25 protein-coding genes are annotated in these 22,528 nt (G+C 64.1%); 22 read left to right on the top strand and 3 right to left on the bottom strand.

The genetic code is table 11. From position 1 onward, the window contains the following. Positions 1 to 3: 3 nt before the first annotated feature. A complete protein-coding gene (locus K5880_RS01395; protein ID WP_297647660.1) occupies positions 4 to 1,443 on the bottom strand; it encodes a mannose-1-phosphate guanylyltransferase/mannose-6-phosphate isomerase in 1,440 nt (479 codons plus the stop codon). Between the two features lie 135 nt (positions 1,444 to 1,578). On the opposite strand from K5880_RS01395, the gene galU reads away from it, so the two are divergent. Then, entirely contained in the window at positions 1,579 to 2,466 is an 888-nt protein-coding gene (gene galU, locus K5880_RS01390; RefSeq protein WP_297647658.1) for a UTP--glucose-1-phosphate uridylyltransferase GalU, read from the top strand. A 15-nt stretch (positions 2,467 to 2,481) separates the two neighbouring features. Here galU and K5880_RS01385 read toward each other — a convergent pair whose 3' ends face one another. Next, positions 2,482 to 3,219: an SAM-dependent methyltransferase gene (locus tag K5880_RS01385; protein WP_297647808.1), complete on the bottom strand. Its 738-nt coding sequence runs from the start codon at positions 3,217 to 3,219 to the stop codon at positions 2,482 to 2,484. 59 nt (positions 3,220 to 3,278) lie between these two features. Continuing rightward, a complete protein-coding gene (locus K5880_RS01380; protein ID WP_297647655.1) occupies positions 3,279 to 3,893 on the bottom strand; it encodes a Maf family nucleotide pyrophosphatase in 615 nt (204 codons plus the stop codon). 36 nt (positions 3,894 to 3,929) lie between these two features. On the opposite strand from K5880_RS01380, the gene K5880_RS01375 reads away from it, so the two are divergent. The 21 genes from K5880_RS01375 to acpS all read left to right on the top strand — a co-directional run bounded on the left by K5880_RS01375 (position 3,930) and on the right by acpS (position 22,522). Next, complete coding sequence (locus K5880_RS01375; RefSeq protein WP_297647652.1) at positions 3,930 to 4,493, top strand: YceD family protein; 564 nt, start codon at positions 3,930 to 3,932, stop codon at positions 4,491 to 4,493. Between the two features lie 192 nt (positions 4,494 to 4,685). Continuing rightward, positions 4,686 to 4,868 (top strand): 50S ribosomal protein L32, encoded by a 183-nt coding sequence (gene rpmF / locus K5880_RS01370; protein WP_005794249.1) that lies wholly within the window; start codon positions 4,686 to 4,688, stop codon positions 4,866 to 4,868. A gap of 138 nt (positions 4,869 to 5,006) precedes the next feature. Then, on the top strand, positions 5,007 to 6,068 hold the full coding sequence (gene plsX / locus K5880_RS01365; RefSeq protein WP_297647649.1) for a phosphate acyltransferase PlsX: 1,062 nt from the start codon (positions 5,007 to 5,009) through the stop codon (positions 6,066 to 6,068). Between the two features lie 19 nt (positions 6,069 to 6,087). Then, positions 6,088 to 7,065 (top strand): beta-ketoacyl-ACP synthase III, encoded by a 978-nt coding sequence (locus K5880_RS01360; protein ID WP_297647646.1) that lies wholly within the window; start codon positions 6,088 to 6,090, stop codon positions 7,063 to 7,065. Between the two features lie 41 nt (positions 7,066 to 7,106). After that, positions 7,107 to 8,057 carry an ACP S-malonyltransferase gene (gene fabD / locus K5880_RS01355; RefSeq protein WP_297647643.1) on the top strand — a complete coding sequence of 317 codons (951 nt, stop codon included), beginning with the start codon at positions 7,107 to 7,109 and terminating at the stop codon, positions 8,055 to 8,057. A gap of 17 nt (positions 8,058 to 8,074) precedes the next feature. Next, on the top strand, positions 8,075 to 8,836 hold the full coding sequence (fabG, locus tag K5880_RS01350; RefSeq protein WP_297647640.1) for a 3-oxoacyl-ACP reductase FabG: 762 nt from the start codon (positions 8,075 to 8,077) through the stop codon (positions 8,834 to 8,836). 117 nt (positions 8,837 to 8,953) lie between these two features. Beyond that, positions 8,954 to 9,193 carry an acyl carrier protein gene (gene acpP / locus K5880_RS01345; RefSeq protein ID WP_066269448.1) on the top strand — a complete coding sequence of 80 codons (240 nt, stop codon included), beginning with the start codon at positions 8,954 to 8,956 and terminating at the stop codon, positions 9,191 to 9,193. A 7-nt stretch (positions 9,194 to 9,200) separates the two neighbouring features. Continuing rightward, positions 9,201 to 10,445 carry a beta-ketoacyl-ACP synthase II gene (gene fabF, locus K5880_RS01340; protein WP_297647637.1) on the top strand — a complete coding sequence of 415 codons (1,245 nt, stop codon included), beginning with the start codon at positions 9,201 to 9,203 and terminating at the stop codon, positions 10,443 to 10,445. A 33-nt stretch (positions 10,446 to 10,478) separates the two neighbouring features. Next, positions 10,479 to 10,922, top strand: coding sequence for a hypothetical protein (locus K5880_RS01335; RefSeq protein WP_297647634.1), 444 nt, complete (start codon positions 10,479 to 10,481; stop codon positions 10,920 to 10,922). Positions 10,923 to 10,956: 34 nt separating this feature from the next. Then, positions 10,957 to 11,598 (top strand): RNA polymerase sigma factor RpoE, encoded by a 642-nt coding sequence (gene rpoE / locus K5880_RS01330; protein WP_297647631.1) that lies wholly within the window; start codon positions 10,957 to 10,959, stop codon positions 11,596 to 11,598. Between the two features lie 66 nt (positions 11,599 to 11,664). Beyond that, on the top strand, positions 11,665 to 12,348 hold the full coding sequence (locus tag K5880_RS01325) for a sigma-E factor negative regulatory protein (RefSeq protein WP_297647628.1): 684 nt from the start codon (positions 11,665 to 11,667) through the stop codon (positions 12,346 to 12,348). Positions 12,349 to 12,354: 6 nt separating this feature from the next. Beyond that, a complete protein-coding gene (locus K5880_RS01320; RefSeq protein WP_297647625.1) occupies positions 12,355 to 13,443 on the top strand; it encodes a MucB/RseB C-terminal domain-containing protein in 1,089 nt (362 codons plus the stop codon). A gap of 92 nt (positions 13,444 to 13,535) precedes the next feature. Continuing rightward, a complete protein-coding gene (locus K5880_RS01315; protein WP_297647622.1) occupies positions 13,536 to 15,029 on the top strand; it encodes a DegQ family serine endoprotease in 1,494 nt (497 codons plus the stop codon). 509 nt (positions 15,030 to 15,538) lie between these two features. Next, positions 15,539 to 17,347, top strand: a complete 1,809-nt coding sequence (gene lepA, locus K5880_RS01310; RefSeq protein WP_297647619.1) for a translation elongation factor 4 — start codon at positions 15,539 to 15,541, stop codon at positions 17,345 to 17,347. Next, positions 17,347 to 18,324 (top strand): signal peptidase I, encoded by a 978-nt coding sequence (lepB, locus tag K5880_RS01305; protein WP_297647616.1) that lies wholly within the window; start codon positions 17,347 to 17,349, stop codon positions 18,322 to 18,324. Before lepA ends, lepB begins: the two co-directional genes overlap by 1 nt. Before the next feature lie 28 nt (positions 18,325 to 18,352). Beyond that, positions 18,353 to 18,700 carry a DUF4845 domain-containing protein gene (locus K5880_RS01300; protein WP_297647805.1) on the top strand — a complete coding sequence of 116 codons (348 nt, stop codon included), beginning with the start codon at positions 18,353 to 18,355 and terminating at the stop codon, positions 18,698 to 18,700. 43 nt (positions 18,701 to 18,743) lie between these two features. Next, complete coding sequence (rnc, locus tag K5880_RS01295) at positions 18,744 to 19,493, top strand: ribonuclease III (protein WP_297647614.1); 750 nt, start codon at positions 18,744 to 18,746, stop codon at positions 19,491 to 19,493. Positions 19,494 to 19,502: 9 nt separating this feature from the next. Beyond that, positions 19,503 to 20,531, top strand: a complete 1,029-nt coding sequence (era, locus tag K5880_RS01290; RefSeq protein ID WP_297647611.1) for a GTPase Era — start codon at positions 19,503 to 19,505, stop codon at positions 20,529 to 20,531. A gap of 19 nt (positions 20,532 to 20,550) precedes the next feature. Further along, a complete protein-coding gene (recO, locus tag K5880_RS01285) occupies positions 20,551 to 21,369 on the top strand; it encodes a DNA repair protein RecO (RefSeq protein WP_297647608.1) in 819 nt (272 codons plus the stop codon). After that, positions 21,366 to 22,133 carry a pyridoxine 5'-phosphate synthase gene (locus K5880_RS01280; protein ID WP_297647605.1) on the top strand — a complete coding sequence of 256 codons (768 nt, stop codon included), beginning with the start codon at positions 21,366 to 21,368 and terminating at the stop codon, positions 22,131 to 22,133. The genes recO and K5880_RS01280 overlap by 4 nt, the downstream gene beginning before the upstream one ends. Continuing rightward, positions 22,130 to 22,522: a holo-ACP synthase gene (gene acpS / locus K5880_RS01275; RefSeq protein ID WP_297647603.1), complete on the top strand. Its 393-nt coding sequence runs from the start codon at positions 22,130 to 22,132 to the stop codon at positions 22,520 to 22,522. The genes K5880_RS01280 and acpS overlap by 4 nt, the downstream gene beginning before the upstream one ends. The last annotated feature ends 6 nt before the right edge of the window (positions 22,523 to 22,528 follow it).

The raw sequence follows: 22,528 nt of genomic DNA, 5'->3' as shown, positions 1-22,528 counted from the left end.
CCGTCACTTCTTGTCGGTGGCGTCGGAGTGACGACCGTAGACGTCCTCCAGCCGCACAATGTCGTCTTCGCCCAGGTAGCTGCCCGACTGCACCTCGATCATCTCCAGCGCCATCTTGCCCGGGTTGTGCAGCCGATGCACCTCGCCAATGGGAATGTAGGTCGACTGGTTCTCCGACAGCAGGTAGACCTCCTTGCCGCGGGTGATCTCGGCTGTGCCTTTGACGATGATCCAGTGCTCGGCGCGGTGGTGGTGCTTCTGCAGGCTGAGCGATGCGCCGGGCTTCACGCCGATGCGCTTGACCTGGAAACGTTCACCCACGTCGACGCTGTCGTACCAGCCCCAGGGACGGGCCACGCGGCGGTGCATGGCCGCCTGCGGGATCTTGCGTTGCGATAGCAGAGCTACTACGTCCTTGACCTGTTCGGCGTGGTCGCGCTGGGCTACCAGCAAGGCGTCGGGCGTGTCGATGATCAGCAGGTCCTGCGTGCCCAGCGCCACCACGGCGCGACCGGGCGCGTGGATGAAGGTGTTGCGCGCGTTCAGCACATGCCCCTGCCCGGTGACGCGGTTGCCGTCGCCGTCGGCGGGGCTCAGTTCGGCTACCGCGTTCCAGCTGCCCACGTCGCTCCACTGGCCCTGGAATGGGACCACGGCCACGTCATCGTGCGGCTCCATCACGGCGTAGTCGATGCTTTGGGGACGACATGCGAGAAAGGGATCGGCTTCTGGGCGTACGAAACGGATCTGCCCCACGGTGTCTTGCCGGGGCTGGGCCATGGCCGTCTCGCAGGCTTGCAGGATGTCGGGGGCGTGCCGGGCGAGCGCAGCGATCAAGGTGCTGGCACGGGTGAGGAAGATGCCGGCGTTCCACAGCACGTTGCCCTGCAACAGCAAGGCTTGCGCGGCGTCGGGCGCGGGTTTCTCGATGAAGCGGGCCACCGTGCGGCTGCCGTCGGCGCGGTCATCGCCTTGCTGGATGTAGCCATAGGCGCTGCTGGGGAAGCTGGGCACCACGCCGAAAGTGACGATGGCGCCGGCCTCGGCGGCTGGCACGCCCTGCTGCACGGTGCGGGCGAACGCTGCGGCATCGGGGATGTGGTGGTCGGACGGGCAGAACAGCAGCAGCGGGTCGGCATCGTCGGCCGACCGGGCCAGCAAGGCTGCCAGCGCCATGGCCGCTGCGGTATTGCGCGCGGCGGGTTCCAGCAGCACCTGGCCGGAGATCTTTTCCGCCTCGATGGCATCAGCCACCAGAAAGCGGTGGTCCTCTGACGCCACGCAGATCACCGGGTTGTCGCACCAGGCCAGTCGGGCCAGGGTCAGTTGCAGCAGGCTCTTGTCGCCCACCAGGGGAACGAACTGCTTCGGGAAACTCTGACGGCTCAGTGGCCACAGGCGGGTGCCGGAGCCGCCGCAAAGAATGACGGGGGTGATGCTCATATGCAGTGTGACGGTGAAGGCTCGCCGCGCCGGCTGCGCGGGTAACGCGAACCAGTGTAGCGGCTCGGTGTGCAGGCAGCGTGATGGCTATCATGGGGGCTGTTTCACCTTCGCTGTCCGGGAGATAGTGCACACATGACGACGATTCGAAAAGCCGTGTTCCCTGTGGGTGGCCTGGGCACCCGCTTTCTGCCCGCTACCAAGGCCATTCCCAAGGAAATGCTGCCCGTGGTGGACAAACCGCTGATCCAGTACGCGGTTGAGGAGGCCTACGCGGCGGGTATTCGCGAAATGATCTTTGTAACCGGCCGCCACAAGCGCGCGATCGAAGACCACTTCGACACGGCCTACGAACTGGAGATGGAGCTCGAAGCCGCTGGCAAGAGCGCGCTGCTGGAGCTGGTGCATTCCATCAAGCCCGACGACATGGATTGCGTTTACGTGCGCCAGCCGCGGGCTCTGGGCCTGGGGCATGCGGTGCTCTGCGCCGAGCGTCTGGTCGGAAACGAGCCGTTCGCAGTGCTGTTGGCCGACGACCTGATGATGGGCAAGAACCAGGCGAAGGGGGGTCCCACCGTGCTGCAGCAGATGGTCCAGGCCTATGAATCGAGCCCTGGTACCGTGCTCGCGGTGCAGGATGTGCCCCGCGCGGAAACGCGCCGCTATGGTGTCGTCGACGTGCATGGCGCGTCGCAGGCGCTGGCCGAAGTGTTCGCCATGGTGGAGAAGCCGGCGCCTGACGTGGCACCGTCCACCCTCGCGGTGGCGGGACGCTATGTGCTCACGCCTGCCGTGTTCGAAAGCATCCGCCGCCAGCCGCGGGGTGCCGGCGGAGAAATCCAGCTCACCGATGGCATCGCCGCGCTCATCGGCAAGGAAAAGGTGCAGTCGTACCGCTACGCGGGCCAACGCTACGACTGCGGCAGCAAGGAAGGTTTTCTGGAGGCCACGATTGACCTCGCCCTGGCCAACGCCGAGCTCAGTGGCTCGGTGCGCGCCCACCTCAAGCGCCTCGGGCTTTGATGCGTCCGGCAGAGATCACCTGCCGAGCAGGAACACGCACGGTGCGTCCAGCGGCAGGCGTTCCTTGAGGCGCTGATCCCGCTTCCATTCGCTCACCAGTGCGCTGCGGCTGGCCTGCTGCGGCAGCGTGAGCGCGCCGCACACCGCCAGCCGGGTGTGGGGATGCAGCGTCTGCAACAGGGCCTGGAGCAAGCTGGTGTTGCGGTAGGGGGTTTCTATGAACATCTGCGTCTGCCCGGTTTTGAGCGCCAGATCCTCCAGTTCACGCAGGCGACGGGCCCGCTCGCCGGGTTCCTGCGGCACGTAGCCGACGAAGGCGAAGTTCTGCCCATTGAGCCCGCTCGCGGACAGCGCCAGCATCAGCGAGACCGGGCCCGTGAGGGGGATCACCTGCAGGCCCAGGGCATGGGCGGCCCGCACGATGGAGCTGCCCGGGTCGGCGATGGCGGGCATGCCGGCCTCGCTCACCAGGCCCACGTCGTGGCCGAGCAGGGCGGGTGCCAGCAGTGCGCGTGCGATGGCGTCGCCGGCGGTCTCGGGGGCGTGGTCGCCCTTCTTGTGCGCCGCGCGCGGCAACTCGGTGATGTGCTGCTCCTGAAGCGGCACGGCCAGTGGTGCGATGCCATTCACCCGTTTGAGAAAGGCGCGCGTGCTTTTGGCGTTCTCCGTGATCCAGTGCGTGAGGCGGCAGGCGGTGGCAAGCGTTTCGGCTGGCAGCCATTGCCCGGGCGAGGCCGGCGTCTCCAGATCCATGCCGAAGTCCAGCGGTGTGGGAACCACATAAAGGGCACCGTGCTTTTCGGAGTGGGCGCTCACAGTATCTTCACTCCCGCAGCGCGGATCATGTGACAGGTGCGGATCAGAGGCAATCCCACCAGCGCGGTCGGGTCGTCGTTGTCGATGCGCTCCAGCAAAGCGATGCCCAGCCCCTCGCTCTTGGCGCTGCCGGCGCAGTCATACGGTTGCTCGGCGTGCAGATAGTGTTCGATTTCGTCGTCGCTCAGGTCGCGAAACACCACGCGCACTGCGGCGATGTCGCTGCGCTCGAACCCGGTGGCCAGGCAGACCACCGCGAGCGCGGTTTGAAACACCACGGTCTGGCCCCGCATGCGCCGCAGTTGGGCCACGGCGCGTTCGTGGGTGCCGGGCTTGCCCAGCGGTTCTCCGTGCAGGTCGGCGACCTGATCGCTGCCGATCACCACCGCTTGAGGGTGGACTCGCGCGACGTCACGGGCTTTGGCGAGCGCCAGGCGCAGCGCAAGATCGGCCGGCTTTTCGCCCGGCCCCGGCGTTTCATCCACGTTGGGCGCCACGGCTTCGAACGGCACCCCTAGACGCGACAACAGTGCATGTCGGTAGCGCGATGTGGAACCAAGGATGAGGGCGCGCGACGATGCGGGCGAAGACGTGTCGGGGGCAGGTGTCATCCCGGTATTCTCCCCGCATTCTTTTACACTCCCTGGATGAAAAACGCCCCCAAGATCGCCTGGAATCCCCGGCGCCTGGACATGCGAGCATTTGCCCAGGCCGGGGCGAGTCTGCGAGCCGAGGAGCCGCTCTCGACGTTCGCGCGCCTGCATGCTGAGCGCGCGCCGGGCGCATCGGCCGCATCGGAGCCGGTCCGCTGGCTCGCTCGGGGGGAGTTGCGGCCGGGGGCTGGCGGCGACGAGTCGGCGGTCTGGCTGCACCTGCAGGCGGATGTGCGCATGTCCCTGACCTGCCAGCGTTGCCTTGGGCCTGTGGAGTTGCCCCTGGTGGTGGATCGCTGGTTCCGCTTCGTGACCGACGAGGCGGCTGCCGAGGCGCAGGACGATGACTGTGAAGAAGACCTGCTGGCCCTCGAGCCCCGTCCCAACCTGCTGGATGTGCTGGAAGATGAACTGCTGATGGCCCTGCCGCTTGTGCCCATGCACGAAGTCTGCCCGATGCCGGTCCGGATGCAGGTGGGCGACATCGGTGAGGAGGCGGACGATGCCATCTCGACGCCGAAGAACCCGTTTGCCGAGCTGGCCCGGATGAAAAAGTGAAGCCAGGGGATCCTGAAAAAGCCGCGTTTCATGGGATGCCTGCCTTCGGGCTATAATGCTTGGCTTTGCGCTGGCACCCATTTGCACGGTCTGTTGACCGGCTCTGGTCAGGCGCACGACCGGTTGAGCGGGGCGGCCACAGTGCTCCGTTTGTGCCATTCCGTTTGACCCTACCGATTTCAGGAGCCCATCATGGCTGTTCAGCAAAACAAAAAATCCCCTTCCAAGCGTGGAATGCACCGTTCGCACAACGCGCTGAACGTGCCCGGCATCGCCGTCGAACCGACGACCGGCGAGACCCACCTGCGCCACCACATCAGCCCGAACGGTTTTTACCGGGGCCGCCAGGTACTGAAAAACAAGTCCGAAGCCTGATGGCGGGTTGCCACGGGCCTCGCCGCGGTGTCGCGAACGGGGTTCCCGGTTGGCCTTTGAGACACTGGCCCGCATGCAGCATGCGGGCTTTTTTCATTCTTGGGGTGCGTTGAGCGCCCGATCCGGGATGTTGTTGCCATGATCACCATCGCTGTGGATTGCATGGGAGGCGATGTCGGGCCGGCGGTGACCATGCCCGCTTGTGCTGCCTTCCTCTCCAGTCACCCGCAGGCGCATTTGCTGCTTGTGGGCAAGCCTGCGGAACTCAAGGCTTGGCCCCACGTGCTCAACAACGTGCGCTGCAGCGTGGTGTCCGCCAGCGAGATCGTCACCATGGACGACCCGGTGGAGGTGGCGTTGCGCCGCAAGAAGGATTCCTCGATGCGCGTGGCCATCAACCAGGTCAAGGCGGGCGAGGCCCAGGCTGCGGTGTCGGCGGGCAACACAGGTGCCCTGATGGCGATTGCCCGCTACGTCCTCAAGACCCTGGACGGCATCGACCGCCCGGCCATCGCCACCCAGTTGCCCAACGCTCGGGGTGGTGCCACCACCGTGCTCGACCTGGGCGCCAACGTCGACTGCACGGCCGAACACCTGCTGCAGTTTGCCGTCATGGGTTCGGCGCTTGTGGCGGCCTCCACAGGGCGCAAGGAGCCCAGCGTTGGCTTGTTGAACGTGGGCGAAGAGGTCATCAAGGGCAGTGAAGTCATCAAACAGGCTGGCGTTCTGCTCCGAAATGCCGCCAACACCGGCGATCTGAACTTCATCGGCAACATCGAGGGCAACGACATCTTCAGGGGAACCACCGATATCGTGGTCTGCGACGGTTTCGTGGGCAATGTGGCGCTCAAGGCCAGCGAGGGGCTGGCGTCGATGATCAGCGGCTTCATCCGCGAGGAGTTTTCCCGGAGCCTTTTGCGGAAAATGAGTGCAATCGTCGCTTATCCGGTTCTAAAGTCGTTCAAAGACCGGGTTGATCACCGGCGCTACAACGGTGCTGCGCTGCTCGGCCTGCAGGGGCTGGTGTTCAAGAGCCACGGATCGGCCGACGCCTTTGCGTTCGAGCAGGCACTTGGTCGGGCTTATGATGCGGCCCACAATCAGTTGCTGGACAACGTGCGGGAACGCATCGCCCACGCCCGGCCACTGATTTCGCCGGAGTCCGTGCCGAGCGAATTGAAGAGCATCCCGACCATTTGAATATTCCGAGTCGTCCCGCATGACACGCTACGCCCGCATCACTGGCACCGGCAGCAGCCTGCCTCCCCAGCGACTGACCAACGCCGACATGGTGACCATGCTGGCCCCTCGTGGTGTGGAGACCAGCGATGACTGGATCGTGGAGCGCACCGGTATCCGGGCGCGCCACTTCGTGGCTGATGGCGTGTACGCCAGCGATCTGGCCGCCGAGGCCTGTCTTCAGGCGATGGACGCCGCCGGTGTCGCCAAAGGTGAGATTGATCTGATCATCGTCGCCACCTCCACGCCCGACATGGTGTTTCCTTCCACCGCGTCCATCCTGCAGCACAAGCTGGGGATCGCGGGATGCCCGGCGTTCGACGTACAGGCCGTGTGCAGTGGCTTCATCTATGCGCTGACCGTGGCGGACGCGCTCATCCGTTCGGGCAGCGCGCGCAAGGCGCTGGTGGTGGGGACCGAGATATTCAGCCGCCTGCTCGACTTCAACGACCGCACGACCTGTGTGCTGTTCGGCGATGGCGCTGGCGCGGTGGTGCTGGAAGCCTCGGACGTCCCCGGCATCCTGGCCACGGACATTCATGCCGATGGCAAGCACACGGGCATCCTGTGTGTGCCGGGCCATGTGTCGGGTGGCCGGATCCTGGGCGACCCCTTGCTCAAGATGGATGGTCAGGCGGTGTTCAAGCTGGCGGTGGGCGTGCTCGAGGAAACGGCGCGCACCGTGCTGGCCAAGGCGGGCAGGAGCACCGAGGACATCGACTGGCTGATCCCTCACCAGGCCAACATCCGCATCATGCACAGCACGGCGCGCAAGCTCAAACTTCCACTGGACAAGCTGGTGGTCACTGTGGATCAGCATGGCAACACGTCGGCCGCTTCGATCCCGCTGGCGCTGGACCACGCGGTGCGGGGCGGCATGGTGAAGCCGGGCGATACGCTGATGCTGGAGGGCGTGGGCGGTGGATTCACCTGGGGTTCGGCGCTGCTTGATTTCTGACGGACAGCGGTTTCGCTCTCCTCTCTGCATTGAAATATCTCATGAAGAAATTTGCTTTTGTGTTCCCGGGCCAGGGTTCTCAGGCGGTGGGCATGCTCGATGCCTGGGGCGACCATCCGGCCGTGCGGGAGACGCTGAAGGAATCCTCGGATGCCATGGGCGAAGACCTGGGCAGGCTGATCCATGAAGGCCCGGCCGACGTGCTGGCCATGACCGTCAATACCCAGCCGGTGATGCTGGTCGCGGGCATCGCCGCATTGCGGGTCTGGTGCGCGGAAGGAGGCGCACAGCCTTCGGTGGTGGCCGGGCATTCGCTGGGTGAGTACTCCGCACTGGTGGCTGCCGGTGCGCTGACGCTGGCACAAGCGGTGCCGTTGGTGCGATTCCGGGCGCAGGCCATGCAGGACGCAGTGCCCTCGGGTGCGGGCGCAATGGCTGCCGTGCTGGGTCTTGGTGCCGACGCCGTGGAAGCCGGCTGCCGCGAAGCCCAGGCGAGCTTCGGACCCGGTAGCGCTGAAGTGGTGGAAGCCGTGAACTTCAATGACCCGGTGCAGACGGTGATCGCGGGCAGCAGGGCCGCCGTCGACAAGGCCTGCGAAGTGCTCAAGGCAGGCGGCGCGAAACGCACTTTGCCGTTGCCGGTGTCTGCGCCGTTCCATTCGAGTCTGATGAAGCCGGCTGCGGAGAAGCTCAAGGAACGACTCGCCGAGACGCCCTTTGCGCTGCCGCTGATCCCGGTGATCAACAACATCGATGTCGCGGTGGAGTCCGACCCCGATCGAATCCGTGACGCGCTGTACCGTCAGGCCTTCGGGCCGGTGCGCTGGGTGGAGTGCGTGGGGGCGATCAAGGTGCGCGGCATCGATACCGTGGTTGAGTGCGGTCCGCGCAAGGTACTGACCGCAATGGTCAAGCGGGTCGATCCATCCCTCACCGGCGCGGCCCTTTTCGACCCCGCCACACTCGCGGAAGTCCGGGCCCTGCTGGCCTGACGCTTGGAGAAGCCCCCATGTCTGAAATCAAGTTTGCTGGCCAGGTGGCCTTGGTCACCGGCGCTTCGCGGGGTATTGGCGCCGCCATCGCTTCGGAGCTGGCGACCCGTGGTCTGACCGTGATCGGGACCGCCACCAGCGACGAAGGGGCCGCCCGGATCGGTGCGACGCTCGCCACGGCGCCAGGGGCTGGCAGCGGTTGCCGGGGCGCGAAACTCGATGTGAACGATGCGCTGGCGGCCGAGGCGCTGATCGACGAGATCGTGAAAACCCACGGCGGCCTGCAGGTGCTGGTGAACAATGCCGGCATCACGCGGGACATGCTGGCCATGCGCCTGAAGGACGACGACTGGGATGCGGTGCTCGACACCAACCTGAAAGCCGTGTTTCGCATGAGCCGGGCGGTGATCCGCCCCATGATGAAGCAGCGCTATGGCCGCATCATCAGCATAACCAGTGTGGTGGGTGCTTCGGGCAACGCCGGGCAGGCCAACTACGCGGCCGCCAAGGCCGGAGTGGCTGGCATGACGCGCGCGCTGGCGCGCGAGTTGGGCAGTCGCAGCATCACTGTCAACTGCGTGGCTCCGGGCTTCATCGAAACCGACATGACGGCTGCCTTGCCGGAAGAGCAGCAGAAAGCGCTGCTGGGACAGATTCCACTGGGTCACCTGGGCAAGCCGGCCGACATCGCGCATGCGGTGGCCTATCTCGCCAGCCCCCAGGCCGCCTATGTCACGGGGCAGGAATTGCACGTCAATGGCGGCATGTTCATGTCCTGAGTCTGCGCACTGCATGGATTCCTAGCGTCGAGCCAGCCGCCCGGCGGGCCATCCGGGGTCATCTCCCCGGCACGGCTAAAATGGCGGCCTGTATTTCAACCACCCTCAGAGGGACCTATGAGCGATATCGAAGCACGTGTGAAGAAAATCATTGCCGAACAACTCGGTGTGGAAGAGGGGCAGGTCACCAACGAAAAGGCCTTCGTGGCCGACCTGGGCGCCGATTCGCTGGACACGGTTGAGCTGGTGATGGCGCTGGAAGACGAATTCGGTATCGAGATTCCCGACGAAGAAGCCGAAAAGATCACCACGGTTCAAAAAGCCATCGACTACGCGTTGGCCAACCAGAAGGCCTGAAAAACCGATGAGCCGTCGCCGTGTCGTCGTGACCGGCCTGGGATGCGTCAGCCCCGTGGGCAACACGGCGGCCGATTCCTGGGCCAACCTCCTGGCCGGTCAATCCGGCATCGATTTCATCACGAGGTTCGATGCGTCGAATTTCGCCTGCAAGTTCGCAGGAGAAGTCAGAGGGTTCAATCTGGAGGAGTACATCACCGCCAAGGAAGCGCGGACGATGGACACCTTCATCCACTATGGCGTGGCTGCCTCCATGCAGGCGGTTGCGGATTCGGGCCTTCCCATCGGTGACCAACTGGGCGAGGAGCAGGCCACTCGCATCGGTTGCGTGATTGGCTCGGGCATTGGTGGTCTGCCACTGATCGAGGAGACGCACACCGAGCTCACCAATCGTGGACCACGCCGCATCACGCCTTTTTTTGTACCGGCATCGATCATCAACATGATCTCTGGCCATGTTTCGATGAAGTTCGGCTTCAAGGGTCCGAATATCGCCATCGTCACAGCGTGTACTACAGGATTGCACTGCATCGGCGAAGCTGGTCGCATGATCGAATATGGTGACGCCGACGTGATGATCGCCGGAGGCTCCGAGGCCACGGTGTCTCCTTTGGGCATTGGTGGCTTTGCGGCCATGCGAGCCTTGTCGACACGCAATGACGACCCGAAGACGGCGTCGCGCCCCTGGGACAAGGACCGCGATGGCTTTGTGCTGGGCGAGGGTGCGGGCGTGATGGTGCTCGAAGAATACGAGCACGCCAAGGCACGCGGCGCGAAGATTTACGCGGAACTGAGCGGATTCGGCATGAGCGCCGACGCGGGGCACATGACGGCCCCCAACATGGACGGCCCTCGCCGTGCCATGTTGAGCGCCATGCGGAATGCAGGCGTCAATCCGGATCAGGTCGACTACCTGAATGCGCACGGCACCTCCACACCGCTGGGGGACATCAACGAAACGAATGCCATCAAGGCCGCGCTGGGTGACCATGCGAAGCACATGGTGGTCAGTTCAACCAAATCGATGACCGGCCACCTTCTGGGTGGGGCCGGGGGCATCGAGTCGGTGTTCACCGTACTGGCGCTTCACCATCAGAAGGTGCCGCCCACCATCAACATCTTCAATCAGGATGCAGAGTGTGATCTGGACTACTGTGCCAACACCGCGCGGGACTTGAAGATTGACGTGGCAATGAAGAACAACTTTGGCTTCGGCGGCACCAACGGCACGCTGGTGTTCCGCCGCGTTTGAACAAGCCGCATACACCGCTTTTTTCGAGTCCGAATGCGCAGCGCCCCATCGGTGTCGTTTCCGGTGGGGCGCTGCCGCTTCTACGGCTGGGTTCTGGTGGCACTGGCTGCGGTGGGGGCTCTGGTGCTGGGAGCATGGTCTGTGTACGCGGCGTCGCAGCGGGTGTGGCATGGCGTGTGGGGCGCCGCTGCCTGGGCGGTCTGGCTGTTCTTTGCCGCATGGAGCTGGTGGCGCTCTCCGACGGGCCAGTTGTCGTGGGAAGCCCACGCGCAGACCCGGGGCGGCTGGATGTGGTGCAGTGCATCCTGTCCCGAGGGGGCACCACTGCAGCGCGTGGAACTGGTGGTCGATCTGCAAACCCGCGTCCTGCTGCGTCTGCACAACGCGGACGCGCTCACGCGCTGGGTCTGGGCAGAGCGTGCACGGAATCCGGAACGCTGGCACGACTTGCGCCGCGCGCTGGTCGTGCGCAACTGATGGGGCGCAAGGCCTGGGTTATATTTCCGCGCGCATGACACTCGAAGACCATACCGCTCCACCGCCGCCCGACAGCGATGTCATGCTGGTGCAGCGCACGCTCGCGGGGGAGCAGCGGGCATTCGAGATGCTGGTCGTGAAATACCAGCGGCGAGTGGAGCGACTGATCGGGCGCATGGTTCGTGACACCGATCTCGTGCAGGACATTGCCCAGGAAACCTTCATTCGCGCCTACCGTGCGCTTGCCCAGTTCCGGGGCGACGCCCAGTTCTACACCTGGCTGTACCGCATTGCGGTCAACACGGCCAAAAAGCAGCTTCTGGAACTCAAGCGCGACCCGCTGGTTTTCCAGTCGCAGATGAAAACCGGGGAGGATGATGAAACTTCCGGACCCGAACGCGAACTAAATTCGGGAGCGGCCGATGCCGAGACGCCCGAAGCGGTGCTCGCCAGCAAGGAAATCGCCCAGGCGGTCAATGCCGCCATGGATGCGCTGCCCGAAGAGTTGCGCATGGCGATCACCCTGCGCGAAATCGAGGGCATGAGTTACGAGGAAATTGCCACGGCGCTGGAATGCCCCATCGGCACGGTGCGTTCCCGGATATTCCGGGCGCGCGAGGCGATTTCAGCGCGCATCAAACCGATGCTGGAGCGCCAGACGGGCAAGCGCTGGTAGTGGGCAGGGTAGCCGTTCACAATGGCCACCGCTTGCCCCGGGAATCGGGAAGTTCAGGAAGACATCATGAATGCCGTACAAGTCAGTTTGAATTCTCCGGATGACGAAGGCCGTCATTTGCCGCGGCACGTGCTGTCCGCGCTCGTGGACGGAGAGAGCGATGCCGGGCAACTCGATGCGCTGTTTGCCGCAAAGGATGACCCTGCGGAGGTCCTGGCGGACTGGCACAGCTATCAAGTGATTGGCGATGTGCTGCGGGGTGACCGGTCGGCAACGTTCGCCGCTCAGCCACCTGGTGACTTTCTTGCCGCGGTGCGAGGGCGGTTGGTGTCCGAGACGGCGCCCATTGCGGTGCCGATGCCTTCGGCCATTCCTGTGCGCGCCATGGCAGCCAACGATGCGGTCTTCCGCTGGCAATTGCTGGCCGGCATGGCTTCGCTGGCTGCGGTTGTGGCCGTCAGCTGGACTGTCTTGAGCGGCGCGCCCTCCAGCACTGGAGGCGGTGGCCCTCAGCTTGCCGCTGCACCTGCCGCTGTCTCTGCAAGCGCAGCGGTGGTGGCACCTCGTGCAACGGCGCCCGAGTCCGCGCCATCCACGACTGTGGTGGTCAACACCGGGCAAGGGCCTCTGATCCGTGACGCCCGCCTCGAAGAACTGCTGGCCGAGCACCGTCAGAATGGTGGCATGTCCGCCCTGCAGATGCCCACGGGCTTCATTCGCAGTGCCACGTACGATGCCGCGGGACGCTGAAGCACCATGACATTCGCCTTTCCCTGGTTCTCCGACGGTGGTCATGTGCGCTCGGTGCTGCCGCCCATGCCCCCGCATGGGCGACGGGGCATGCGGCGTCGTGGCGCAGCCGCATTGATGGCGTTTGCTTGTGGTGTCATGGCGCCGGTGTATGCGCAGAATGCATCCCCTTCCCCTGATGGCGCGCGCAGCGTCAACGAATGGCTCACGCGCATGCATGAAGCCTCTCGGCAGCGAGCCTATATCGGCACGCTGGTGGTGTCGGCGGGGGCGGCCATGTCGGCCTCGAAAATCTGGCATGTCTGCGATGGCACGCAACAGATGGAGCGCGTCGACACGCTGACAGGTGCGCCCCGCACCACGATTCGGCGCAACAAGGAAGTCATCACCTTCGTGCCTGAGGCGAAAACCGCGTTTGTTGAAAAGCGCGAGTCGCTGGGCATGTTCCCTGAACTGTTGGGCAAACCAGGCAACCAGATCGCGCAGTTCTACAGTGCACGAGAAGTCGGCGTGCAGCGCGTGGCCGGGCATCTGGCCGACATGGTTGAGATTCTTCCGCGCGACGAATTGCGTTTCGGCTATCGCATCTGGTCCGAGCAGCAGACGGGCCTGGTGGTGAAGTTGCAGACCCTGGGCGATCAGGGAGCCGTACTGGAGCAGGTGGCATTCTCCGAGTTGCAGCTGGACGCGCCGGTGAGCATGGAGAAGCTCAAGCGGCTCATGAGAGACACCCGCGGCTATGAGGTGCACAAACCCCTTTTGAGAAAGACGACGCCCGAGGCGGAGGGCTGGCGCCTGGGCGAGTCCGTGCCGGGCTTCATGCCCATGAGCTGCCATACCCGGGAAGCGACCAGTGCTGGCGCGCCAGCCCCTGGTATGGCGCCCATGCAATGGGTGTTTTCCGACGGGCTGGCCTCGGTGTCGCTGTTCGTCGAACCGTTCGATGCGCAACGGCATACGCAGGAGTCTTCTGCGGTGGTAGGGGCCACGCACTCGGTCAATCGCCGCGTGGGCGATCATTGGCTGACCGTGCTGGGTGAAGTGCCCACTGCCACGCTGCGGCGCTTCGCGATGGCGTTGGAACGCACGCGGTAGTTGTTGCCGTACTCCTGTCGACAGGGGCCAGGCCCGACCCCGTTGCCTGTCCCGACGAGATCGGTTGTTTGGTGTTTGTGTAAAGGATCACGATGACGCACACCCCCTTGGTTCAAAACCCGTTGAAGGCGGCGCTGGCCGTCGCCGTGCTGGCTGGCGGTGGACTGACCCTGCCTTCGTCATTGCATGCCCAGACCGTTCAGGTGCCGACAGTGCCGCCGACCGCCAGCGTGCGTGGGCTGCCCGATTTCACCGATCTGGTGGACCTGGTGGGACCGTCCGTGGTCAATATCCGCACCCTGGAGCGAGCCAGCGCGGAAAGCCGGGGAGGTACGCCTGATGAGCAGATGCTGGAATTCTTCAAGCGCTTCGGCATTCCGATTCCGCCCGGCATGACGCCGCGCGGCCCGCGCCCAGGGCCTTCAGATGAAGCGCAACCACGCGGTGTCGGGTCAGGATTCGTGCTGAGCGCCGACGGCCTGATCATGACCAACGCCCACGTGGTGGACGGCGCCGACGAGCTCATCGTCACGCTGCCGGACAAGCGTGAATTCAAGGCCAGGCTCGTGGGGGCGGACAAACGCACCGATGTGGCGGTGGTCAAGATCGAGGCCACCGGTCTGCCCGCCGTGAAGATCGGCGATATCAACCGCCTGCGGGTGGGTGAATGGGTCATGGCCATCGGATCGCCCTTTGGCCTGGAGAACACGGTGACGGCGGGCATCGTGAGTGCCAAGCAGCGCGACACCGGCGACTTCCTTCCCTTCATCCAGACCGATGTGGCGATCAACCCCGGTAACTCAGGTGGCCCGCTGATCAACATGCGCGGTGAGGTGGTCGGAATCAACAGCCAGATCTATTCGCGCTCTGGTGGGTTTCAGGGTATCTCGTTTGCCATTCCAATCGACGAGGCTGTGCGTGTGTCCGACCAGCTGCGGACGACGGGGCGTGTGACGCGCGGGCGCATCGGCGTGCAGATCGATCAGGTCAGCAAGGAGGTGGCCGAGTCGATCGGCCTGGGCCAACCCAAAGGCGCGCTGGTGCGTGGCGTAGAGCCGGACTCGCCCGCAGCCAGGGCTGGTGTGGAGCCGGGCGACATCATCCTGAAGTTTGACGGCAAGGATGTCGACAAATCGGTGGACCTGCCGCGCCTGGTAGGCAATACCAAGCCCGGGAACAAGAGCAGCATGACGGTGTTTCGACGCGGCAGCCAGCGTGAGCTCTCGATCACGGTGGCTGAACTTGAACCCGAGCGCCCGGATACCCGTGCTGCGGCGCCCGAACCCCCCAAGGCGCAGTCAAGCAATGCGCTGCAGTCGCTCGGCCTGAGCCTGACGGAGCTGACAGCCGCCGAGAAGAAGGCGATCAACATCCGGGGTGGTGTGCGCGTGGCTTCCGCAGAAGGGCCGGCCGCACGCGCAGGCTTGCGCGAGGGCGATGTGATCGTGGCGATCGCCAACACGGAGACCACCAGTGTCAAGGAAGTGGAGGCGGCCCTCGCCAAACTGGAGAAATCCAGACCGGTGAATGTGCTGTTCCGCCGTGGTGAGTGGGCGCAGTACGCCGTCATACGCGCACCACGCTGAAGCGCCGTCGACCTGCCAATAACCCCCCGTCCCGATTGGGATTGGGGGGATTTTTTTGAAGGTGGCCGATTCGCCACACCGGGTTTTCCTGATGCGATCAAGCTGTCCCCGCCCAATTTGTTAGTGATTGCTCACAATCATTGCCGTGCTCATGACCGAATTCGCTAAAATGGCGGCCGTTCTGAACAGATTCCTGTGCCGATGTGCTTGCCAAACCCACGATGTGGGAGTGTTGCCGCTCACCGTCCCGGTCATCCACAGCCGTCCAATGGACTCTTTGAGCGCCCTGTGGACAGGCTGTGAGTAACTCGGATGTTGCTGCGCTGCAACAAGGTGACGACGCTGGTTCGGTGGTGTGCATCACGGGCTTTTTGCCTACAATGAAACCCCAACTATCGCAGTTGCCATTGATTGTTGGTTATGGGCGCGTCAGCAGCTGACGCGCCCTTTTTTATGGCCGCCCGTTCCCCGTGTTCGCGCGGTTTTTCTCGTGTCCGAGCTTTTTCCCGATGAATCACATCCGCAATTTTTCGATCATCGCGCACATCGATCATGGCAAGTCCACGCTCGCTGATCGCATCATCTCCCTGTGCGGTGGGCTGTCTGATCGCGAAATGAGCGAGCAGGTGCTCGACTCCATGGACATCGAGAAGGAGCGTGGCATCACCATCAAGGCCCAGACCGCCGCGCTCAAGTACAAAGCCCGCGACGGCCGGGTGTACAACCTCAACCTGATTGACACACCGGGGCATGTCGATTTCTCCTACGAGGTCTCGCGTTCCCTGTCGGCATGCGAAGGCGCGTTGCTGGTGGTCGACGCAAGCCAGGGCGTGGAGGCCCAGACCGTGGCCAACTGCTACACCGCGCTGGACCTGGGCGTGGAGGTGGTGCCGGTGCTCAACAAGATGGATCTGCCCAACGCCGACCCGGACAACGCCAGGAGCGAGATCGAGGACGTGATCGGCATCGACGCAACCGACGCCATTGCCTGCTCGGCCAAGACGGGTATGGGGGTTCAAGACATTCTGGAGGCCGTGGTGGCGCGCATCCCGCCGCCGCGCGGCAAGCCTGACGCACCGCTGCGCGCGATGATCGTGGACAGCTGGTACGACGCCTATGTGGGTGTGGTCATGCTGGTGCGCGTGGTGGACGGTCGCCTGCTCAAGGGCGAGCGCTTCAAGATGATGGCCACCAACACGGTCTACAACGCCGACAACCTGGGTGTCTTCACGCCGGCCAACGAGTCCCGTGAGGTACTGGAGGCGGGTGAGGTGGGCTACATCATTGCCGGTATCAAGGAGCTGCAGGCCGCCAAGGTGGGAGACACCATCACGCTGGAGAAAAAGCTGCCGAACAACGCCGGTCCGGCGACCGAGGCCCTGCCAGGCTTCAAGGAAGTGCAGCCGCAGGTGTTCGCCGGTCTTTATCCGACCGAGGCCAACCAGTACGACGCGCTGCGCGATGCGCTGGAAAAACTCAAGCTCAACGATGCGTCGCTGCACTACGAGCCAGAGGTCTCGCAGGCGCTGGGCTTCGGCTTCCGCTGTGGATTTCTCGGCCTGCTGCACATGGAGATCGTGCAGGAGCGCCTGGAGCGCGAGTTCGACCAGGATCTGATCACCACGGCCCCGAGCGTCGTCTATCAGGTGGTCAAGCCCGATGGCGAGGTCATCATGGTGGAGAACCCCTCCAAGATGCCCGACCAGGGGCGCATCGAGGAAATCCGCGAACCCATCGTGACCGTGCATCTGTACATGCCACAGGAATACGTGGGCGCGGTGATGACCCTGGCCAACCAGAAGCGTGGCCTGCAGCTCAACATGGCTTACCACGGCAAGCAGGTCATGCTGACCTACGACATGCCGCTGGGCGAGATCGTGCTGGACTTCTTCGACAAGCTCAAGTCGGTCAGCCGTGGCTACGCGTCGATGGACTACGAGTTCAAGGAGTACCGTGCCTCCGATGTGGTGAAGGTCGATATCCTGCTCAACGGCGAGAAGGTCGACGCGCTGTCCATCATCGTGCACCGCACGCAGGCGCAGTACCGGGGGCGCGCAGTGGCGGCCAAGATGCGTGAGATCATCAGCCGGCAGATGTTCGACGTGGCGATTCAGGCGGCCATTGGCGGCAACGTGATTGCGCGAGAAACCATCAAGGCACTGCGCAAGAACGTGCTGGCAAAATGCTACGGCGGCGACATCACGCGCAAACGCAAACTCCTCGAAAAACAGAAAGCAGGCAAGAAGCGCATGAAACAGATCGGCTCGGTCGAAGTGCCCCAGGAGGCTTTCCTCGCCATTTTGCAGGTGCAGGACTGATGCAGGCGGTCATGGGAACGATCACTGCCGTGATCCTTGCGGCGTTTGCCGGCTACGCTGGCGCCTGGTACACCGGCGTCGTCGAGGGCAACTTCGCTGTGTTGCTGATGCTGGCCACTGCGGTGACCGGGGTGTACTGGATGGCCGAAAAACTGGTGTTCCTGCCGCGGCGCCGTGGCGCAGCCCAACAGTTGATGGTTGAGCACGCGAAGCGCAAGGAGGCCTTGCTCAAACAAGGCTTTACTCACATCGAGGGTGATGTGGACACGGCGCGCGAAAAGCTGCTCGCGCAACCTTGGTGGCTGGACTGGACTGCAGGCTTGTTCCCGGTGATCCTGGCGGTATTTGTGCTGCGATCATTCCTGTACGAGCCCTTCAAGATTCCATCGGGGTCCATGATTCCCACCCTGCGCGTGGGCGACCTGATTCTGGTCAACAAATTTCACTACGGAGTGCGCCTGCCGGTGTTCAACACCAAGCTGTGGGACAACCACGATCCTCAGCGTGGGGACGTGATGGTGTTCCGCTACCCGCCGCAACCCAGCCTGGACTACATCAAGCGGGTGATCGGGGTTCCCGGCGACGAGGTGGCCTACCTGAACAAGCAGCTCACGGTAAATGGCGAGCCGGTACCTCGGGCGGCGCAGCCCGAGTTCTTCGACAACGAGACGATGCGGTATGCCCGCCAGTTCCGCGAGACGCTGGGCACGCGCAGCTACAACACGCTCAACGACGACGACCGTGCCGCTTTCATCAACCGCACCTCGGACTTCCCGTTCCTCGATCAATGCCGTTACTCGGTGGAGGGCGTCACCTGCAAGGTGCCGGCGGGTCACTATTTCATGATGGGCGACAATCGCGACAACTCCCTCGACTCGCGCTACTGGGGATTCGTCCCGGAGGCCAACATCGTGGGCAAAGCATTTTTCGTCTGGATGAACTTTGGCGATCTCGGCCGCATCGGCCGGTTCGAGTGAACATGCAAGCTTCAGGAGGAAGATGACTATGAAACTGAAACGGCAACAACAGGGCCTGACCTTTTTCGGCCTGCTCATCGTGGGCATCCTGCTCGCCTACTCGGGCGTGATCCTGGCGCAGGTCGCTCCCACGTACATCGAGTACATCGCGGTCCAGAAGGCGGTCGACAAGGCGTCGGCAGGTTCCACAGTGGCCGAGGTGCGCAGCATCTTCGACAAGGCCGCAGCCATCGACGACATCAGAACCATCACCGGCAAGGACTTGGCGGTAGGGAAGGAAGGCGACCGCGTCGTGGTGTCGTTTGCCTACGTGCGCGAGATCCACCTCGCGGGGCCTGCCCATCTCGTGATGAAGTACGAAGGCCGGTCGAAGTGATCAACGCGACGGGCCGGCAGCGCCATTGCGGACGCAGGTTCCTTTGAACTCAGAGTTGCTGGCGCTGCAAAAGCGCCTGGAGCATCCGTTTGCCAATCCGCGCCTGCTTGAGCGCGCGCTGACGCATCGCAGCTTCTCTGCCGACCACAACGAACGGCTGGAATTCCTGGGAGACTCTGTACTGAGTCTGGCCGTGTCCGGCCTTCTGTTCGAGAGGCTCAGCCAATTGCCCGAGGGCGATCTCTCCCGGGTGCGCGCGAACCTCGTCAAGCAGGACACCTTGTTCCAGATCGCCTCCGATCTGGGGCTGTCTGCGGGGCTGCGGCTGGGTGACGGAGAGAAGCGATCGGGTGGGCACAAGCGGCCCTCCATCCTGGCCGATGCGCTTGAGGCGGTGATCGGCGCTGTTTACCTCGATGCCGGGTTTGACGTCGCTGCCGCGCTGGTTCGGCGGCTGTACAGCGGCATCGAACTCAACGCGCAGATGAGTGCCATGGGGAAAGACCCGAAGACCGAATTGCAGGAGTGGTTGCAGGCGCGCAAAATGAGGCTGCCTGTTTACCGCGTGGTGGCCACGCTGGGTGAGGCGCACAAGCAGACGTTCGACGTGGAATGCACCGTCTCCGAGACCGGCCGCAGCGAGCGCGGCATTGGCGCCTCGCGCCGGGCGGGTGAGCAAGCCGCAGCCGCTGCCATGCTGCAACACCTTACGGCGCAACCGCCTCTCGCTGCAGCGACGACGTCCCCGGAAGCGGACGCGCCGACCGCGGCTCAACCTATTCGGCCTCGCTGAAGACATATCATGCCTGCTTCCCCTGCTCCCGCGCCCGCCAATCCCGATCTGGATGCCATGCTGGCCCGGGTCCTGGGCAAGGACTCCGCAAGTCCGCCCGCCGCGGACGATGCCCCCGCCAGCGAGACATCTGTCATGTCTGCCCCGGTGGATCCTGCCGTTCAGCGCTGTGGATACGTCGCCATCGTCGGCAAGCCCAATGTAGGCAAGTCCACCCTGCTCAATGCGCTGGTGGGGCAGAAGGTCAGCATCACCTCGCGCAAGGCCCAGACCACACGCCACCGCATCACCGGCATGCGCACGCTGGGCCCTACACAGTTCGTCTTTGTAGACACGCCGGGATTCCAGACCCGGCACGGCAACGCGCTCAACCGAGCGCTGAACAAGACCGTGCTCGGTGCCGTGAACGACGTGGATCTGATCCTCTTCGTGGTGGAGGCGGGGCACTTCAACCTGGCCGATGCCAAGGTACTTTCGCTGCTGCCCGCCAATGTGCCCACCATGCTGGTGGCCAACAAATTCGACCTGGTGCACCGCCGGGGTGACCTGGCGCCGTGGTTGCGCTCCATGCAGGAGCGCCATCCGTTCGCGGAGTTCGTGCCCATGTCGGCCAAGACGCCGAAGGACATCGAGCGCCTGTTCGGCATTTGCGAGAAATACCTGCCCCAACAGCCCTGGATGCACGACCCGGATGACCTGACCGATCGCAGCGAGCGCTTCATGGCCGCCGAAATGGTGCGAGAAAAACTGTTCCGGCTGACCGGCGACGAATTGCCCTACACGTCCACCGTGATCATCGACAAGTTCGAGGAGGAGGGCGCGCTCAAACGCATCGCCGCCACCATCGTCGTCGAGCGCGAAGGGCACAAGGGCATGGTCATCGGCGAGAAGGGCGAGAAACTCAAGCGCATCGGCACCGAAGCCCGGCAGGAACTGGAAAAGCTCTGGGACTGCAAGGTGTTCCTGGAGCTTTGGGTGAAGGTGCGCTCGGGCTGGGCTGACGACGATGCGCGTGTGCGCTCGTTCGGCTACGAGTAGTCGCGCACGGCCGCATGCCATGGCCCTGAAACGTTTCTCCGAAGAGCCCGCATTCGTTTTGCACCGCTACGACTGGAGTGAGTCCAGTCTGGTGCTCGAGGTCTTCACCCGCCACCATGGCCGGATCGCCCTTGTGGCCAAGGGAGTCAAGCGACCCACGTCCCAGTTCCGCCCTGTACTGCTGCCGCTGCAGCCACTGCATGTCTCCTGGACGGGTGACGCCGAGGTGCGCACGCTCAAGGCGGCGCACTGGCAGGGTGGCCACGTCATGCCCACAGGCGAGGCGTTGTTGTCAGGCAGTTACCTCAACGAGTTGCTGATGCGCCTGCTGGCGCGAGATGATCCGCACGAGCGCCTGTTCGATCACTTCACTACGGCTGTGCAGTTGCTGGCTGAGAAAAGCGATGCGCAGCAACTGGTGCTGCGCGCGTTCGAACTGCTGCTGCTGCGCGACATCGGCCTGTTGCCCGATCTGGCACAGGAAAGCAGCGCACTGACCGATCTTGACCCGCGGCGGCGCTATGTGCTGGTGCCCGAAAGCGGGCTGAGCCCTGCGCAAAGCGGCGATGACAGCGCGCTCACCGGCGAGCGGTGGCTGGACTTGCAGAAGGCCATGGACGACCCGGCACCGTTCGTTCCCACCTTGCGTGCCTGTGCCGCATGCCTGCAAGCCCTGCGGCAGCCCTTGCGCAATCTGCTGCACTACCATAGTGGCGTGCGCGTGTTCAAGACGCGTCAACTGATGCTCGACGTCCAGGCCATGACCCGGTCGCACCCACCCAGGGGGATCGATCCCGATGCCCTTCCGGAATCCCTCACTACCTTGAGCGCACCATGAACGCGGCCTCACGCACCCTGCTCCCGAAGACCGCGCTGTCGGTGAACCTCAACAAGGTCGCCTTGGTGCGTAATACGCGCCATCTCGGCATTCCATCGGTCACGCGCGCGGCCACCTTGTGCCTGCAGGCGGGCGCGCACGGTATCACTGTGCACCCGCGGCCGGACGAACGCCACATCCGCGCGCACGATGTGCACGATCTGGCGGAACTGCTCAAGGCCTGGCCCGGGCGCGAGTTCAACATCGAAGGCAACCCGTTTCACAACCTCATGGGATTCGTGCGTGCGGTGCGGCCACACCAGGTCACCTTCGTGCCCGACAGCGAAGGGCAGTTCACCAGCGATCACGGCTGGAGCTTTCCGGCCGACGCCGATCGCCTGCGCTCGCTGGTGGTCGAGGCGCGTGCGCTGGGCGCGCGCGTGAGCCTGTTCATGGACGCCGAGCCCGAACAGATGGCCGGTGCCAGGGCCGTGGGTGCGGATCGCGTGGAACTCTATACCGAGCCGTATGCCGCGGCCTGGCACTCAGCGCAGCGCAGCGCGCAACTGGAGCGCTTCCGCGCTGCCGCGCAGGCCGCGCTGGATGTTGGGCTGGGCGTGAATGCCGGACACGATCTCAATCGCGAGAACCTCACCGCGTTCGTGCGTGCGGTGCCGGGGTTGAGCGAGGTATCCATCGGCCACGCCCTGATCGCCGATGCGCTCGAACTCGGTTATGGCGAGACAGTCGCCGCGTACCAGCGCTGCATCGACGACGCCCGATGATCTACGGCATCGGCACCGACATCTGCGATATCCGGCGTATCGAAGCCGTGTTGCAGCGCCAGGGCGAGCGCTTTGCCCGCAAGGTACTGAGCGATGCCGAGCTCGTCGTCTGGCAGCGGCGCGGTGCGCGCTGGCCCCAGCGAGGGGTGCGCTATCTCGCTACCCGTTTCTCGGCCAAGGAAGCGTTCTCCAAGGCCGTCGGCATGGGCATGCGCCTGCCCATGTCCTGGCGCAACTGCGAAATCAACAATCTGCCGAGTGGTCAGCCTGTCATCGTGCTCCATGGTGAGCTCAGGACCTGGTTCGAGGCGCAGGGCCTGCGCGCCCATGTGACCGTGACCGACGAAACCGACTATGCCGCCAGCTTCGTGGTGGTGGAACGAGACTGAAATCCC

Origin of the sequence: Hydrogenophaga sp. (genome assembly GCF_025699295.1) — a bacterium.
Lineage (GTDB): Bacteria > Pseudomonadota > Gammaproteobacteria > Burkholderiales > Burkholderiaceae_C > Hydrogenophaga.
This window is presented reverse-complemented; position numbering and strand designations above follow the sequence as displayed.